General features: G+C 59.7%; 11 protein-coding genes and 1 pseudogene. 7 read left to right on the plus strand and 5 right to left on the minus strand.

Annotated features, from left to right (window positions below; translation table 11 throughout):
* The first annotated feature begins 215 nt into the window (after positions 1-215).
* The 6 genes and pseudogenes from QTA58_RS19610 to QTA58_RS19635 all read left to right on the plus strand — a co-directional run bounded on the left by QTA58_RS19610 (position 216) and on the right by QTA58_RS19635 (position 9,043).
* Positions 216-3,722: a P-loop NTPase fold protein gene (locus tag QTA58_RS19610; protein WP_289670379.1), complete on the plus strand. Its 3,507-nt coding sequence runs from the start codon at positions 216-218 to the stop codon at positions 3,720-3,722.
* Positions 3,723-4,143: 421 nt separating this feature from the next.
* Positions 4,144-4,449 (plus strand): annotated as a pseudogene (gene thyA / locus QTA58_RS19615) (thymidylate synthase); the annotation flags it as partial.
* Positions 4,446-4,976, plus strand: coding sequence for a dihydrofolate reductase (locus tag QTA58_RS19620; protein WP_289670381.1), 531 nt, complete (start codon positions 4,446-4,448; stop codon positions 4,974-4,976). The pseudogene thyA and the gene QTA58_RS19620, both read left to right, overlap by 4 nt.
* 139 nt (positions 4,977-5,115) lie before the next feature.
* A complete protein-coding gene (hflK, locus tag QTA58_RS19625; RefSeq protein WP_085424621.1) occupies positions 5,116-6,225 on the plus strand; it encodes an FtsH protease activity modulator HflK in 1,110 nt (369 codons plus the stop codon).
* On the plus strand, positions 6,222-7,166 hold the full coding sequence (locus QTA58_RS19630; protein ID WP_085424620.1) for a protease modulator HflC: 945 nt from the start codon (positions 6,222-6,224) through the stop codon (positions 7,164-7,166). Before hflK ends, QTA58_RS19630 begins: the two co-directional genes overlap by 4 nt.
* A 218-nt stretch (positions 7,167-7,384) precedes the next feature.
* Positions 7,385-9,043 (plus strand): Do family serine endopeptidase, encoded by a 1,659-nt coding sequence (locus QTA58_RS19635; RefSeq protein ID WP_085424619.1) that lies wholly within the window; start codon positions 7,385-7,387, stop codon positions 9,041-9,043.
* Between the two features lie 2 nt (positions 9,044-9,045).
* Here QTA58_RS19635 and QTA58_RS19640 read toward each other — a convergent pair whose 3' ends face one another.
* The 4 genes from QTA58_RS19640 to serB form a co-directional block, all read right to left on the minus strand.
* A complete protein-coding gene (locus tag QTA58_RS19640; protein ID WP_289670387.1) occupies positions 9,046-9,627 on the minus strand; it encodes a GNAT family N-acetyltransferase in 582 nt (193 codons plus the stop codon).
* An 11-nt stretch (positions 9,628-9,638) separates the two neighbouring features.
* On the minus strand, positions 9,639-9,962 hold the full coding sequence (locus tag QTA58_RS19645; protein ID WP_289670390.1) for a helix-turn-helix transcriptional regulator: 324 nt from the start codon (positions 9,960-9,962) through the stop codon (positions 9,639-9,641).
* Entirely contained in the window at positions 9,959-10,282 is a 324-nt protein-coding gene (locus QTA58_RS19650) for a type II toxin-antitoxin system RelE/ParE family toxin (protein WP_289670392.1), read from the minus strand. Before QTA58_RS19650 ends, QTA58_RS19645 begins: the two co-directional genes overlap by 4 nt.
* Before the next feature lie 67 nt (positions 10,283-10,349).
* Positions 10,350-11,252, minus strand: coding sequence for a phosphoserine phosphatase SerB (serB, locus tag QTA58_RS19655; RefSeq protein WP_289670394.1), 903 nt, complete (start codon positions 11,250-11,252; stop codon positions 10,350-10,352).
* Positions 11,253-11,255: 3 nt separating this feature from the next.
* Here serB and miaA point away from each other — a divergent pair, with 3 nt between their 5' ends.
* Positions 11,256-12,146, plus strand: a complete 891-nt coding sequence (gene miaA / locus QTA58_RS19660; RefSeq protein ID WP_289673225.1) for a tRNA (adenosine(37)-N6)-dimethylallyltransferase MiaA — start codon at positions 11,256-11,258, stop codon at positions 12,144-12,146.
* A gap of 8 nt (positions 12,147-12,154) precedes the next feature.
* On the opposite strand, the gene QTA58_RS19665 is transcribed toward miaA, so the two are convergent.
* On the minus strand, positions 12,155-14,251 hold the full coding sequence (locus QTA58_RS19665) for a DUF87 domain-containing protein (RefSeq protein ID WP_289670396.1): 2,097 nt from the start codon (positions 14,249-14,251) through the stop codon (positions 12,155-12,157).
* Positions 14,252-14,379 lie beyond the last annotated feature (128 nt).

The raw sequence follows: 14,379 nt of genomic DNA on the forward strand, positions 1-14,379 counted from the left end.
TGATGGCTTATCCCGTGCGATAGGACGCGGAGGTAACGCTTGAGCTGGCGTCGCTTGTCGACGCAAAGGCTGAAAGCGACATTGCGGCAGACGATCTGTGCATAACTTGCAATATAGATATTAAACCCGGGTAGCGTACGACTTTACATATTGCAGACAGCGCAAATCAGTTCTTAGCTGATGCCGAGATAGCAACATGCCACTACGGATTGCGAATGACCGCCAAGGAAATGCGTAGAGAAATTCTTCTAGATGAGCCGTCGAACGAAGACCTTTTCCATGGCAAAGGCCACGAAAGAACTGCCGACGCTTTAGTCTCAGCGATCAAGACTTTTAAAGATGCTGATCGGGCCATTGGATTGGACGGGCCATGGGGAAGTGGGAAATCCAGTGTTGTCGGTATCGCTGAGCGAAAGCTCCACCAGGCGAACGGAAATGGGAAAGTCAAATTCCATTTCTTCACCTTCGATATATGGAAGTCCCAGGGTTCGGCGTTTCGTCGCTCGTTTTTAGAGCACCTAGTTGCTTGGGCGCATATCACCTTTCCAAAGAAGTCACAAAAGTTACGGGAAATTGAAAGCAAGATCAAAGGGAAGATTCGAGAGGTTGATAGCAATAATCAGCTAAATCTTGATATATATGGTATAGTGTTACTTTTAGCAGTGCCATTCCTTCCAATCTATGTCCTATGGACGAAATCTGTATTCGACGCATTTGTCTCGGCTAAGCAGGAAGACCAGTTCTTGTATTCTTGGCCGATGTTCCTGATTTATGCGTTTCTAGCTACGACGTTTTTGGCGGCATATGCTAAATATAAGAGACAAAGCCCATCCGGCAAAAACCGACTGGGGAGGTTCCGCTTGGCACTTTCGCAGACACTCTTGATTGGGGCCAAGCAGTACGAGCACCAAAAGGTCACGCAGTACATTCGCGAGACCGACCCCAACGACTTCGAGTTTCAGTCCGTGCTTCGTGAAATTTTGGCAGCCGTTCAAGATGATCGATCCAAAGTTATTATTGTACTGGATAACATCGACAGGCTACCACCCGACGAAATCGGCGAATATTGGGCGTTAGTCCGTTCGATTTTTTCACGGACACATTCCGACAGCGCAACTGAGCGCTACAGTCAGATAATCGCAATCGTCCCTTATGACCGGCGGCATATTGATGTTGCTGCGGATAAAGACAAGAACACTAACAATAGCCTAACCCTCTTGCGCAAAAGAGAGCTGTTTTCGAAGACGTTTGACGAAATTTTAAACGTCGCTCCGCCGGTTATGTCTAACACCAGGGAGTTCTTCGACCAGAAGATTCGAGTTGCGTTGCCGGACTTCAGCGACGCCGACGCTCTGTTCCGCGTATATTTGATCTTCAACATGTTGATAGATCGCGGTGGTGGGAAAGCCACCCCTCGCCAAGTGATCTCATATATAAATGAAGTTAGCGGCCTCTATTCCCTACACGCCGGGCGTGTCCCTTTGCCGACCGTTGGCGTTTATCTAGCGTTGCAGGACACGCTCGAAGATCATCCTGCTGCACTGGCCGATTATGCCACCATCGATGAACATCTTCGATCCTTAGCTGCCGATAAAGATCTTGAGAAAAATCTTGCTGCGATCTTATTCAATGTCGAGCCCGAACTCGCCTTTCAGCTCCTTCTGGACGGTGAGATCGAAACTGCTGCAAACTCCGATTCTTCAGATCAGTTGCTTGCACTTTCGAAATCGCCCGGCTTTGGCGTGCGTGTCAACGATGTTTTCGTCGCGAACGCTTCGGCATGGCGCAGCTCAGCAAAATTTGCTTTAGCAATAAGCAACTTTTCCGACCTCCTACAAGTGTATGAGGGAGAAGGCGCTTCCCATCTAAGAAAGTCCACCGTCGCGGCTTTCCAGGGGATCTCTGAGATTGCCTTGGGACGGGACGCAGGGCGCGTCCAGAAGCTCTTGACTGTGTGTGCACCCTCTGACCGGCTAATCGTTTTGGAGCATCTTTTTACCACCGCTTTGAATGGATTGGGCGCGGACAAACTCGACCAAGCAAAAGGTAAGGCATTCCTAAAGTTTCTGTCGGAAGCCGCAGCGACTGTCGCCTCTGTGGACCCCGACATCCAAATCACCCCCTCACTTAAGAAGGTTGCATTGCCGTCGAGCCCGACATTCCTTTTCGGATTCGCAACCGATGCTTTTTCTTCGTCCATTAAACTAAACCAAGTTGCAAAGCCCGTTCTCGATTTGTCGTCCGATCCAACATTCTTGGAGACAATAGCGATTGCACAGCCGATCGATTGTATCCCGGCATTCGCCAGCTTCAAGAGCGCCGCGATAATCAATGACGAGCAGTGGAACGCCATATCCACTACTGTGGCCAAATCATTGGTTACCAGCGACACGGAGTTGGATCAATTCCATGAAAGGCTGCCCGTTCTGAGCGCGAGCAGGTCCTACACATCGCTGCCGAAACTTAAGGAAGTCGATCTCGCCGACATGTTCGCGGACGCTACCTTCTATAAAAACCTCCACAGCGCATATTCTGAAGATTTGACCGACGCCGGGATCGCTCATGCTATCTTTTTGGCTGGCGACTTATTTGTGGGGGGAAAGCTTGCTCAACCAATGCAAACGCTACCTAATAATCAACGAGTGGTGGGTGCCCAGGAAGAATTCGCGTGGTTCTATAAACTCCTTACCGGCGAATTGCCTCTGGTAAAGGAACAACTTGACCTACTTGTGGATAAGCTGGTGATGCACTATCGGATTCCACGATGGAGCGCCTATGGCATTACCCAACCAGATAACTCCTTGGTATCATTAGTGGTGAGTGCCGCCTTCTCTCGGGAGACGCCGCCATGGATTGCGGCGACGGACCTGCTGAAACAATACGCTTATATCAAAAAAGTGCTCGGCAGCGAATTTCAGAACGCGCTGCCGAAATTGGGCAGCAAGGTTCGCGTTGACGATCTACCCAAAATTGCTGTCGCAGACTTCCCAGTGGGAATTCTCATAGACACCGCCAATTTTTCTTCGACCGAGTGGAAACTGCTCCATGAGCGGGCAGATGTCCTTCTCAATGAAATCACGACGGAGAACTGGTTAGACAGCTTCTCGTCAGGCGAGGAAAATCTAAAGCTCCTATTAGAGAAGGCGAAATCCTCTGGGTACATTCCGACGTCGACAGGGGTGAGGGATGCGCTCCTTCAGTTCATCCTTGGCACGCTGGATGGTTCGATAACGCAAGTCCCAGACTCGGATTACGATACGATCATGAGTGTGATCGACCAAGGCTATCACCTGGAGTTTTACCGGATGATCCGTGAGGGGATCAAATCCACCACAATCGAAACCATCTCGGAAGCTATCCGTCTATTCCCTTCCATCTTGCGCAACGTCATCCAGAAAGGTGAGAAATCGAGGCAAGAAAAGGAGAACCTTATCCGATACGTTCTACGTCCCGCTTTAGAGGGTGGGTTAATTCCGGTGACGGACGCGTTCCTCGAGTTAAAGCGCAGCATAGTCGCCGACTTCATTCGCGCGTCGGACGAAAGCGTTCGAACCAGTATGGAGCCCGCTTTACGCCTGTTTTCAACCGCGCAACGCGGCAACTATGACTACGTTCGGAGAGTGGGCGAGCTTGTTCAAGGAAAGAGGGCCAAGTCTCTCTTCGAGAGACTTTGGACCATAAACGATGATGTTGAGGACGATGATACGGCCCCGGTAGCATGATGTTATGCCCAACAGGCTAAAACTTGACCCGTGCTTGGCGACGTGGTTGATCATCTTAGTTCGTCCAGAAGATTTAAGAATCCCATGTAATCGAGATTTTTAGCATGACACAAAGACGTGGCTGTTGGACCGACCCTGCGCAAAGCCTGACATGACAGAGAAGCTAGTCAACGCAAGCACGCTTGCGTCCTCCACTTCGTTCCGGCCCTGGCGGGTGACAAGCTCCTCCTTACATGTCGTGCGAGAGCTATCGGGACGGGGAACATCAAGAAGCGCCCTTCGGGCGGTTCGCTCCCCTCTGGGGGATCGAACAGGGAACAGGCTCGGTGTAGGAGTCAACTCTCAAGCGTCAAATTTGGATTGAACGAATTGACTATCACCAGCGGAGGCCGACAATAGGAAATGACTCGTTTTTCGGTACCAAGTTATGAAAAAAATTGATGATGTCGGAAAACCCTTCAACATCGCGTCCTATGCGCTGCTCACCATGATGGTGGCGCAGGTGACCGGGCTGAAGCTCGGCGACTTCGTCCATACGCTCGGCGACACGCATATCTATTCCGACCATTTCGAGCAGGCGCGGCTGCAGCTCACCCGCACGCCGAAACCCTTGCCGACGATGCGCATCAATCCGGCCGTGAAGGACATCTTCTCCTTCGTCTATGAGGATTTTTCGCTCGAAGGCTATCAGGCCGACGCGCATATCAAGGCCCCGGTGGCGATTTGAGCAAGCCGAAACTCGTCATCATCGCCGCGGTCTCGCAAAACGGCGTCATCGGCCGGGAAGGCGACATGCCCTGGAGGCTTTCGACCGATCTCCGGCGTTTCAAGGCGCTGACGCTCGGCAAGCCGGTCATCGTCGGGCGCAAGACCTTCGACAGTTTCGGTGGGAAGCCGCTGCCGGGGCGTCCGCACGTGATCGTCACCCGCAATTCCGATTTCGCCTACGAGGGCGTCGACGTGGCTGCGTCACTCACCGAGGCGATAGAGATCGCAAGGCTGAAGGCGGCCGAGAGCGGCGCCGACGAGATCTATGTGCTCGGCGGCGGCGAGATCTACGCCCAGGCGATCAAGATCGCCGACATGCTGCGCATCACCCATGTCGAGACCGAGATTTCCGACGGCGACACCTTCTTTCCGGCGATCGATCCCACCGTCTTCGAGAAGACCGAGGAAGTCGCCGTCCCGGCGGGCGAGAAGGACAGCTATCCGACCCGTTTTGCCACTTATGTCCGCAGAGCTGCGGCAAACTGAAACATTTCGTTACCGAACAACGGGAAGTTATTGAAGCTGCGTTGAAAGCAGGCCTCCTCATACCTATAACGGGCAATGGCCGGACAGCCGACACACGGCAAGGTCGAGGCCTGGGAGCGATACGAACAAAGAGGTTTTGATGCCCTGGAGCAATCAGAATGGTGGCGGCGGCGGCCCTTGGGGCGGCGGTGGCGGTAACAATCAGGGACCCTGGGGGCAGGGACCGAACCGCCCGCGCGGCGGCGGAGGCAGCGGCAGCGGCGGCCCGCCTGATCTCGAAGACATCATCCGGCGCAGTCAGGACCGGCTGCGCGGCGTCATGCCCGGCGGCTTCAACGGCGGCGCCTTCGTGATCGTGCTCGTCGTGATCCTGGCGTTTCTGGCCTTCCAGTCCATCTATACCGTGCAGCCGGACGAACGCGGCGTCGAACTGCGCTTCGGCCGCCCGAAGGAGGAAATCTCCATGCCGGGCCTGCATTTCCACTTCTGGCCGTTCGAAACCGTCGAGATCGTCAAGGTCACGGAGCAGCAGCAGAATATCGGCGCGGCGCGGGGTTCGAGCTCCAATGCCGGCTGGATGCTGACCGGCGACCAGAACATCGTCAACGTGCAATTCTCGGTGCTGTTCACCGTCACCGATCCGAAGGCCTATCTCTTCAACCTGGAAAGCCCGGCCTCGACGCTGCAGCAGGTCTCCGAAAGCGCCATGCGCGAGGTCGTCGGCCGCCGTCCGGCCCAGGACATCTTCCGCGACAACCGCGAAGGCATCTCGACCGAGGTGCGCAGCATCATCCAGGGCACGATGGACACCTACGGTTCCGGCATTTCCATCAACGCCGTGCCGATCGAGGACGCCGCGCCGCCGCGTGAAGTGGCCGACGCTTTCGAAGAGGTGCAGCGCGCCGAACAGGACGAAGACCGCTTCGTCGAGGAGGCGAACCAGTACGCCAACCAGAAACTCGGCCAGGCGCGCGGCCAGGCCGCCCAGATCCGCGAAGAGGCTTCCGCCTACAAGGACCGGGTCGTCAACGAGGCGCAGGGCGAGGCGCAACGTTTCGTCTCCATCTATAACGAATATGCCAATGCGCCCGAAGTCACGCGCCGGCGCATCTTCCTCGAAACCATGGAAGCGGTGCTGAAGAACTCCAACAAGATCATCCTGGATGACAAGCAGGGCGTGGTTCCCTACCTGCCGCTCAACGAGATCAACCGGCAGCAGACGATCCAGCAGGGAGGAGCCGCACGATGAACTCCAATCGACTTCCGGCCATCCTCATCGGCCTCGCCGTCGTCCTTCTGCTCATCTATTCCTCGGTCTTCGTGGTCAACGAGCGCGAGCAGGCGATCGTCGTCCGCTTCGGCCAGATCCAGGACGTGAAGCGCGAGCCGGGCATCTATTTGAAGCTGCCCTTCGGCTTCATGGACGCAGACCGGGTCCAGTATGTCGAGGACCGGGCGCTGCGCTTCGATCTCGACAATATCCGCGTGCAGGTGCGCGGCGGCGCCTTCTACGAGGTCGATGCCTTCGTCGTCTATTCGATCAGCGATCCGCGGCGCTTCCGCGAGACCGTATCGGGTGACCGCGAGGCGGCGGAATCGCGTCTTCGCACCCGTCTCGATGCGGCGCTGCGCCGGGTCTACGGTCTCAGGAACTTCGCCGCGGCGCTTTCCGACGAACGCTCCTCGATGATGCAGGAAGTGCATGCGGACCTGAACGCGGCAGCCGAGACGCTGGGCCTGACGATCCGCGACGTGCGCATCCGCCGGACCGATCTGACGCAGGAAGTCTCGGCGCAGACCTTCCAGCGCATGCGGGCCGAACGTCTTGCGGAAGCGGAGCTGATCCGTGCCCGCGGTAACGAAGAAGGCCAGCGGCGCCGCGCCGTGGCGGACCGCCAGGTGGTCGAGTTCGTCTCCGAAGCGCAGCGGGATTCCGAAATCCTGCGCGGTGAGGGCGATGCCGAGCGCAACAGGATCTTCGGCGAGGCCTTCCAGCGCGATCCGGCCTTCTTCGAGTTCTACCGGTCGATGCGGGCCTATGTCGCCTCGCTTTCGGACACCGGCACGACCATGGTGCTGACACCGGATTCGGAATTCTTCCGTTTCTTCAATTCGTCGGGTGGAGCGCCGGCTCCCCAGGGGGCTGCCCCTGCCGCGCCGCCGGCTGCGCCCGCGGCGCCCGCAAACTGACCGACACGGACCGGGGGCGGTGAAAAAGCCGCCCCCGCCATTTTGGGGATCACGCATTACCGGGCCGAAGGGCTGCGCGATCTCACGAAAAGGTAATTTCCCCCGTTCTCATTCCGCCTTATGCTCTGCCGAAACTCCGCCCGATTCAAAGGCTCCAATAACCTGCCCGGGTGAGCGCCGCTCCCTGGCGACGGAAAATCCAACAGCGAGGATGCCAGATGGCTCATTCGGTTCGATCGTCCCTCAAGCGCTCCGTCGTGCTGACGGCGGCCTTGGCCGTGTTGGCGGGACCCTTGCAGGCGATCGCCCAGACCCCGGCACCGCCCGCTCCCGGTCAGGGCGCCAATCCGCCCGCCGCCAATCCAGGCGCCATGCTGCCGGTGCCGCCGACCCCGTCTCCGAACATCAACCCGCCGCCGGCACCCGGCCCGATAACTCCCGCAGGGCCGGCCTCCATCGCCGATCTCGCCGAGGGCCTGCTCGATGCGGTGGTCAACATTTCCACGTCGCAGAGCGTCAAGGACCAGGGCGCCGGTCCGCAGCCGCAGATCCAGGAAGGCTCGCCCTTCCAGGAATTCTTCGAGGATTTCTTCGACAGCCCCGGCAACCAGAACGGCAACCAGAAGGTTTCCTCGCTCGGTTCCGGCTTCGTGATCGATCCCTCGGGTTTCGTCGTCACCAACAATCACGTCATCGAAGGCGCCGACGACATCGAGGTGGTCTTCCCGAACGGCTCGAAGCTCAAGGCGACATTGGTCGGCACCGACACCAAGACGGATCTTTCCGTGCTGAAGGTGGAGCCGAAGACGCCGCTGAAAGCCGTGCGGTTCGGCGATTCCCGCCGCATGCGCATCGGCGACTGGGTAATGGCGATCGGCAATCCGTTCGGGCTCGGCGGATCGGTGACGCTGGGCATCATCTCGGCGCGGGGCCGCAACATCAATGCCGGTCCCTATGACAACTTCATCCAGACGGATGCGGCGATCAACAAGGGCAATTCCGGCGGTCCGCTGTTCAACATGCGCGGCGAGGTCATCGGCATCAACACGGCGATCATCTCGCCCTCGGGCGGCTCGATCGGCATCGGTTTCGCCGTGCCGACGGAGCTTGCCGAGAATATCGTGCATCAGTTGATCGAATTCGGCGAGACGCGCCGCGGCTGGCTCGGCGTGCGCATCCAGCCCGTGACCGACGACGTGGCGGCGAGCCTCGGCCTCGACCGGGCGCGCGGCGCCCTGGTTTCCGGCGTGGTGACCGAAGGTCCGATCAAGAACGGCGAGATCAAGGCCGGCGACGTGATCCTGAATTTCGACGGCCAGCCGGTCAACGAGATGCGCGACCTGCCGCGCATCGTGGCGGAAAGCCCGGTCGGCAAGGAGGTCGACGTGGTGATCCTGCGCGACGGCAAGGAGCAGACCGTCAAGGTGCCGCTCGGCCGGCTCGAAGACAGCGCCGAGCCGCAGGAGGATGCCGGTCAGCCGGTGCTGCCGGAGGACCAGGGCAACGACATGACGGCGCCGGACAACGGTGCGCCCGGCGATCAGCAGGGCCAGACGGATCAAGGGGCGGACCAGGGGCCGGCCGTGACTTTCGGCATGACGCTCGCCGCGCTCGATGAGGAGCGCCGCAAGAGCTTCGGCATCGCCGAGAGCGTCGAGGGCGTGGTGATCACCGCCGTGGAGCCCAATTCGCCCGCCGCCCAGAAGGGCCTGAAGGTCGGCGAAGTCGTCGTCGAGGTGGCGCAGGATTTCGTCGAAAACCCCGAGGACGTGGTGAAGCGGATCAACATGCTGAAGTCTGAAGGCCGCCGCAATGCGCATGTGATGATCGCGGATCCCGCCGGCAACCTGCGCTTCGTGGCGCTGCCGCTGGAGTAACGCTATCCGCTGCGCCCGGCTTTGTGTTTCTGGCGCAGCCATTCGTCCCGCGTCACGGCGTAGACGACATGGGGCTTCAGATGCGGATGCGTGTCGGGGACGCGCGGATGATCGAAATCGAGGCTCGCGACCCGATGCAGGCCGAGCCGCTTCATGACCGCCGTCGAGCGGTGGTTGTCGGTGACCGCGAAGGAGACCACCGCCTCGAGATGCTTTTCGCCGAAGGCGAAGTCGAGGAGCGCGCGGGCGGCTTCCGTCACGTAGCCGTTGCCCCAGAAGCGGGTGGCGAGCCGCCAGCCGATCTCCACCGTCTCGGGCGGAAAGACATCCGGCATGTTGGCGAGCGACAGGCCGCAGAAGCCCATGGGCTCCCGCGTCTGCTTGAGCTCCAGCGCGTAGAAGCCGAGCCCCGTCTCGATGATCGTGTCGTTCAGCCTCGCCAGAAAGGCGTCCGCCTCCTCATGGGTCCGCCGGAACGGAAAGAATTCCATCACCTTCGGATCGGAATTGATCTCCCGAAACAGATCGCGGTCGCTGTCGAGCCAGTCGCGGAGCCGCAGGCGCTCGGTTTCGAGGATGATCATTGCGGGCGTCCTTAGCTTGCCTTCGAAGCCCGCGAGGAGGATTTCGGCTTTTCGAAACGGATGCGGAGCTTTGTGCCGGTCGCATCCGCAAAACGCTGGAGAGTACGCGTCGAGGGCATGGTGCGACCGCTTTCCAGCCGGGCGATGGCCGCCTGCGTCGTGCCCATGGCCTTGGCAACGTCCTCCTGCGTCATGGAAGCCTGGGCACGCGCCTTGATCAGGGCCTCGGCGAGAGCGAATTCCTCTTCGAGGGCGTCGTAGGCCGCGAGATATTCCGGGTCCTTGCGCCACTCTTCAAAGGCATCACGAGCAAGCAGGCTCTCTCGTTTTGTCATTTGATTTCCTTTGCTTTCCTCAGCGCGAATTCGATGTCGCGGCGTGGTGTCTTCTGGGTTTTCTTTCTGAAAACATGGACGACTACCACGCGTCTATCCTTCACTGTGACATACGCTGCACGGGCAATTCCATCACGCCCTTTCAATCGCATTTCCCAAATTGGCCCTTCGAGGTGCTTCACATAGGGTTCACGCATTCCCGCAAGGCCATGGTCTTCGATAAGGTGGGAAATTCGCTCGAAGGCAGCTCGCATATCCAAAGGGAGCGAATAAAGCTTTTCCTTTACATCGGTGTTCAGAAACTCAATCGTCCATGTCATTGAATATACCATTTTTGCAATGATCTTCAATGCAGATGGTGTGGTTTTCCAGACAATCTGTCAATCGTCAGGGTTGTATTTGGCTCGTCACGAAATCCGTCTTGCGGTAGCCCTGGATGTAGAGGAGTGCGGTGAGGTCGCCGTGGTCGATGCGCATCTTGGCCTGCGCCGCCACTGTCGGCTTGGCGTGCAGTGCGACGCCCGAGCCGGCGATGCCGAGCATGCCGAGATCGTTGGCGCCATCGCCGACGGCGATCGCATCCTCCGGCGAGATGCCGAGCTTTTCGGCGATCGCGAGAAGCGCATCCACCTTGGCCTGCTTGCCGAGAATGGGTTCGGCCACCTCGCCGGTCAGGATGCCGTCTTTTTCGATCAGGATGTTCGCCTGGTTCTCGTCGAAACCCAGTCTTTCGGCGATGCGGCTGGTGAAGACCGTGAAGCCGCCCGAGACGAGGGCGGTGTAATTGTCCCTGGCCTTCATGGTGGCGATCAGTTCCGGGCCGCCGGAGGTCAGCGTGATGCGCTTGGCGATGACGTCGTCAACCACGGTGATCGGCAGGCCTCTCAGCAGCGCCACGCGCTCCCTGAGCGCCGGCTCGAAGGCGATCTCGCCGTTCATCGCGCGCGCCGTGATCGCCGCGACCTTGTCTTTCAAACCCACGACATCGGCCAGCTCGTCGATGCATTCCTGGCCGATCATGGTCGAATCCATGTCGGCGATCAGGAATCTCTTCCGCCGCGTTTCCGCGTCCTGCACCACGAGATCGATCGGCGCACCGGCAATGACGGCGCCGAGATTGGCTTCGGCAGCCCTGATATCCGCGTCGTCGCGCAGTGCGATATCGCAGGCGATGCCGTCGGCCAGCCAATAGAGGCCGGAGGCTTTTACGCCCTCCGCCGCTTGTTCTCCGAGCCTCGCGTTCAGAACAGGATTTGACGGATGGGCAATGAGCGTGGCAACGAAAGCCATATGATGACCGACCTTATCGACGATGTGGACGCGATCCTGATAACCGGGCCGACGGCGAGCGGCAAGTCGGCGCTTGCGCTTCGTCTGGCGCGGGAGAAAAATGGCGTCGTCGTCAATGCGGACAGCATGCAGGTCTACGATACGCTGCGGGTCCTGACGGCGCGGCCTTCGGATGACGAAATGGAAGGCGTGCCGCATCTTCTTTACGGCCACGTGCCGGCAACGCGCGCCTATTCGACCGGCGAATGGTTGCGGGACGTCCAGGACCTGTTGCCGAGGCTTCGTGCGGAAGGCCGTCTCCCGGTCTTCGTCGGCGGAACGGGGCTTTATTTCAAGGCGCTCACCGGCGGCCTGTCCGACATGCCGGAGATTTCGCAGGATATCCGCTGCCGGGTGCGGCTGCGGCTAAAGGAAGACGGGCCGGAGGCACTGCATGCGGAGCTTTTCCGGCGCGATGCGCCGGTTGCCGGAAGCCTCGAGCCGAAAGACGGGCAGCGGATTGTCCGGGCGCTGGAGGTGCTTGAAGAGACGGGACGCTCGATCGCCGACTTTCAAGGCAGGCAGGGGCCGATGGTGATCGATCCTGCGCGTGCGAAAAAGCTTGTCGTCCTGCCGGAGCGGAAAATCCTGCACGAACGTATCGACCGGCGTTTCGAAAAGATGCTGGAGAGCGGTGCGGTGGATGAGGTGAGGGCGCTTCTTGCATTGCGCCCGGCACCCGATGTTCCGGCGATGAAGGCGATCGGCGTGGCGCAGATCGCCGACATGCTGGAAGGCCGCATGAGCCGGGAAGAGGTCGTCGAGCGCGGTTCGGCGCTGACCCGTCAATATGCCAAGCGGCAGATGACATGGTTTCGCAACCAGATGGACGAGAGCTGGGAGCGCGTCGGCTGACGCGTCCGTCATTCCTTGTCGTAAAGGCTGCCGAGCGGTTTCTTCAGCAGGCTGTCGCGGAGTGAACCTTCGCGGCGGAGCAGGGAGCCGGGACGCGGCGCCCCTTCGGGGAAGGATGGACGCTGGAAGGCCGGCTGCGGCGTGTCGGCCGACCGTTCCCGGCGCAGGTCCGCGAACCGGTCCGGGCGCGGCGGCAGCAGAGATTCGGAAATCGGCGGGCGCGGCAGCATGTCCGGCCGATAGGGTTCCGGTTGCGCGTTCTGCCGTGCGGGCGCCGGATTCGCCGTCACATGGCCGTTCGCGCGGAGTTCGCGCTCCCACCGTTCGAGTTCCGTATCGCTTGCCGGCGGGAATTCGTCGTCCGTCTCTTCCCCCACAAGGGAATTGTCGGAAAAGGCCGGATTGGCGGCGCTATAGCTCTGCTGGAAGGCGGAAATATCCGGTCCGCTGACGGCCCGCATGCGCGCCACGACGGTACGCAGATCGACCGTATCCGGCGTGTCTTCCGAGCCTTTGGCGGCAGTCCCGTTGGCTTTCGGCAGATATTTCCTCTCGACGCGGGCGAATTTCATGCGCATCGGTACCGCGATCGCTTCGCCGAACGCGATCGCTTCGCCGTTGCCGATCGAGGAGAGGAAGCTGGTGGTCGAGATCGACGAATTCGGGATCGCCGACTTGATGATTTCCTGGTCGCGGTCGTTGGAAAGCCGCATGGCGAACAGGGTCGAGCATTGCGAGAGGATCGTCTGGTCGAGTTCGCCCGGGCGCTGGGTGATGACGCCGAGCGAGACCCCGTATTTGCGGCCTTCCTTGGCGATGCGCGAAATTGCCTGGCGGGTCGGGAAGAAGCCGAGATTGTGATCGGCCGGTACGTAGCGGTGCGCCTCTTCGCAAACCACCAGCGTGTGAATGGCGCCGTTGCTCCAGAGCGCCAGTTCGAAGGCCATGCGGCAGAGGATCGAAGCGATCGAATTGACCACTTCCGACGGGATGCCAGCGAGCTGGAACGTGGAAATCGGCCTGTCGCCGCCGGGAATGCGGAAGATATGCGCGATCGTCTCCGTGATCGTGTCGGTGATCGTATTGTTGGAGAACATGAAGTGATAGCGCGGGTCGTTGATGGCCGACGTGATGCGCATCTTCAGCGAGCGAAGGAAAGGTTTGTCGCTGCGGCCTTCCAGGCGGCCGATGCGTTCGTCGATCGATGCAAGCAGATCCGCCATGCGATAGGGCACCGGCGTATCGGCCGTTATCGAACTCTTTTCGGTCGCGCGCCGCATCAGGGACGAATCGCCGCCGCGGAAGGCGCGCTTCGCCTCCGGGATGAGGTCGCGCAGGATATCCAGTTCCTCCGACGCGGCCGGGCGGCCGCGGAAGACGACTTCGGCGAACTCCTCGAGCCGCATCAGCCAGAAGGGCAGGTCGAGCGTATCGGTGTCGATGACGACGGCATGTTCCGGAAAGGCGGCGGCAAATTCGTTGTGCGGATCGAGGATCAGCACGCGCAGCTTCGGATCCGCCTCGATGGCCTTGTGCAGCAGCAGTGAGACGGCAGTCGACTTGCCGACGCCCGTGGATCCGACGATGGCAAAATGCTTCGACAGCATCGAGGGAATGTGAATGGTCGCGTCGATGGCTTCGTCCTGGGTCAACTTGCCGATGACGCAGGTATCGCTCTTGCCGGTATCGTAGATGCGCAGCAGATCGGCGGCGCGGATGCGGTGCGCGACGGCGCCGAGATAGGGATAGCGCGAGATGCCGCGGGAGAATTCGTCGCGGCCGTCCGGACCTTTTCGAACTTCGCCGAGCAGTTCCACCTCGATATGGAAGCCGGTGTTCTCGCCTTCGCCCCAGTTGCCGTCGCCGGTCTTCATCGCATAGGCGAGCGCAACGACGCGGTTTTCGCCGACGCTGATCGAGATCAGGCGGCCGACGGACCAGAGTTCCGTCAGGTCGGTCTCGCCGTTTTCGGCAACCGCGGAAATGGTCGCGTGGGAACCGTTGCAGGCAACGACCCGTCCCAGCATGCGGTTGCCGGGTTTATGGAGATCACGGCGATCCTGCTCTCCGGCGGAGACGGAGCGATGGAGGTCATTGTTCAGCAAGCTTCAAGCCCCTGTCATTGGGGTGGCGGATCGGGTCATGGCTCATCCGTCAGGTCGCTACCCTCCAAACGGGGAGACTATAGCCGCGGGGGCTTAACAACTCGTGTAAGGGAGGCGGCGGTTCCGGG

Origin of the sequence: Neorhizobium sp. CSC1952 (assembly GCF_030378245.1) — a bacterium.
Taxonomy (GTDB): domain Bacteria; phylum Pseudomonadota; class Alphaproteobacteria; order Rhizobiales; family Rhizobiaceae; genus Neorhizobium; species Neorhizobium oryzae_A.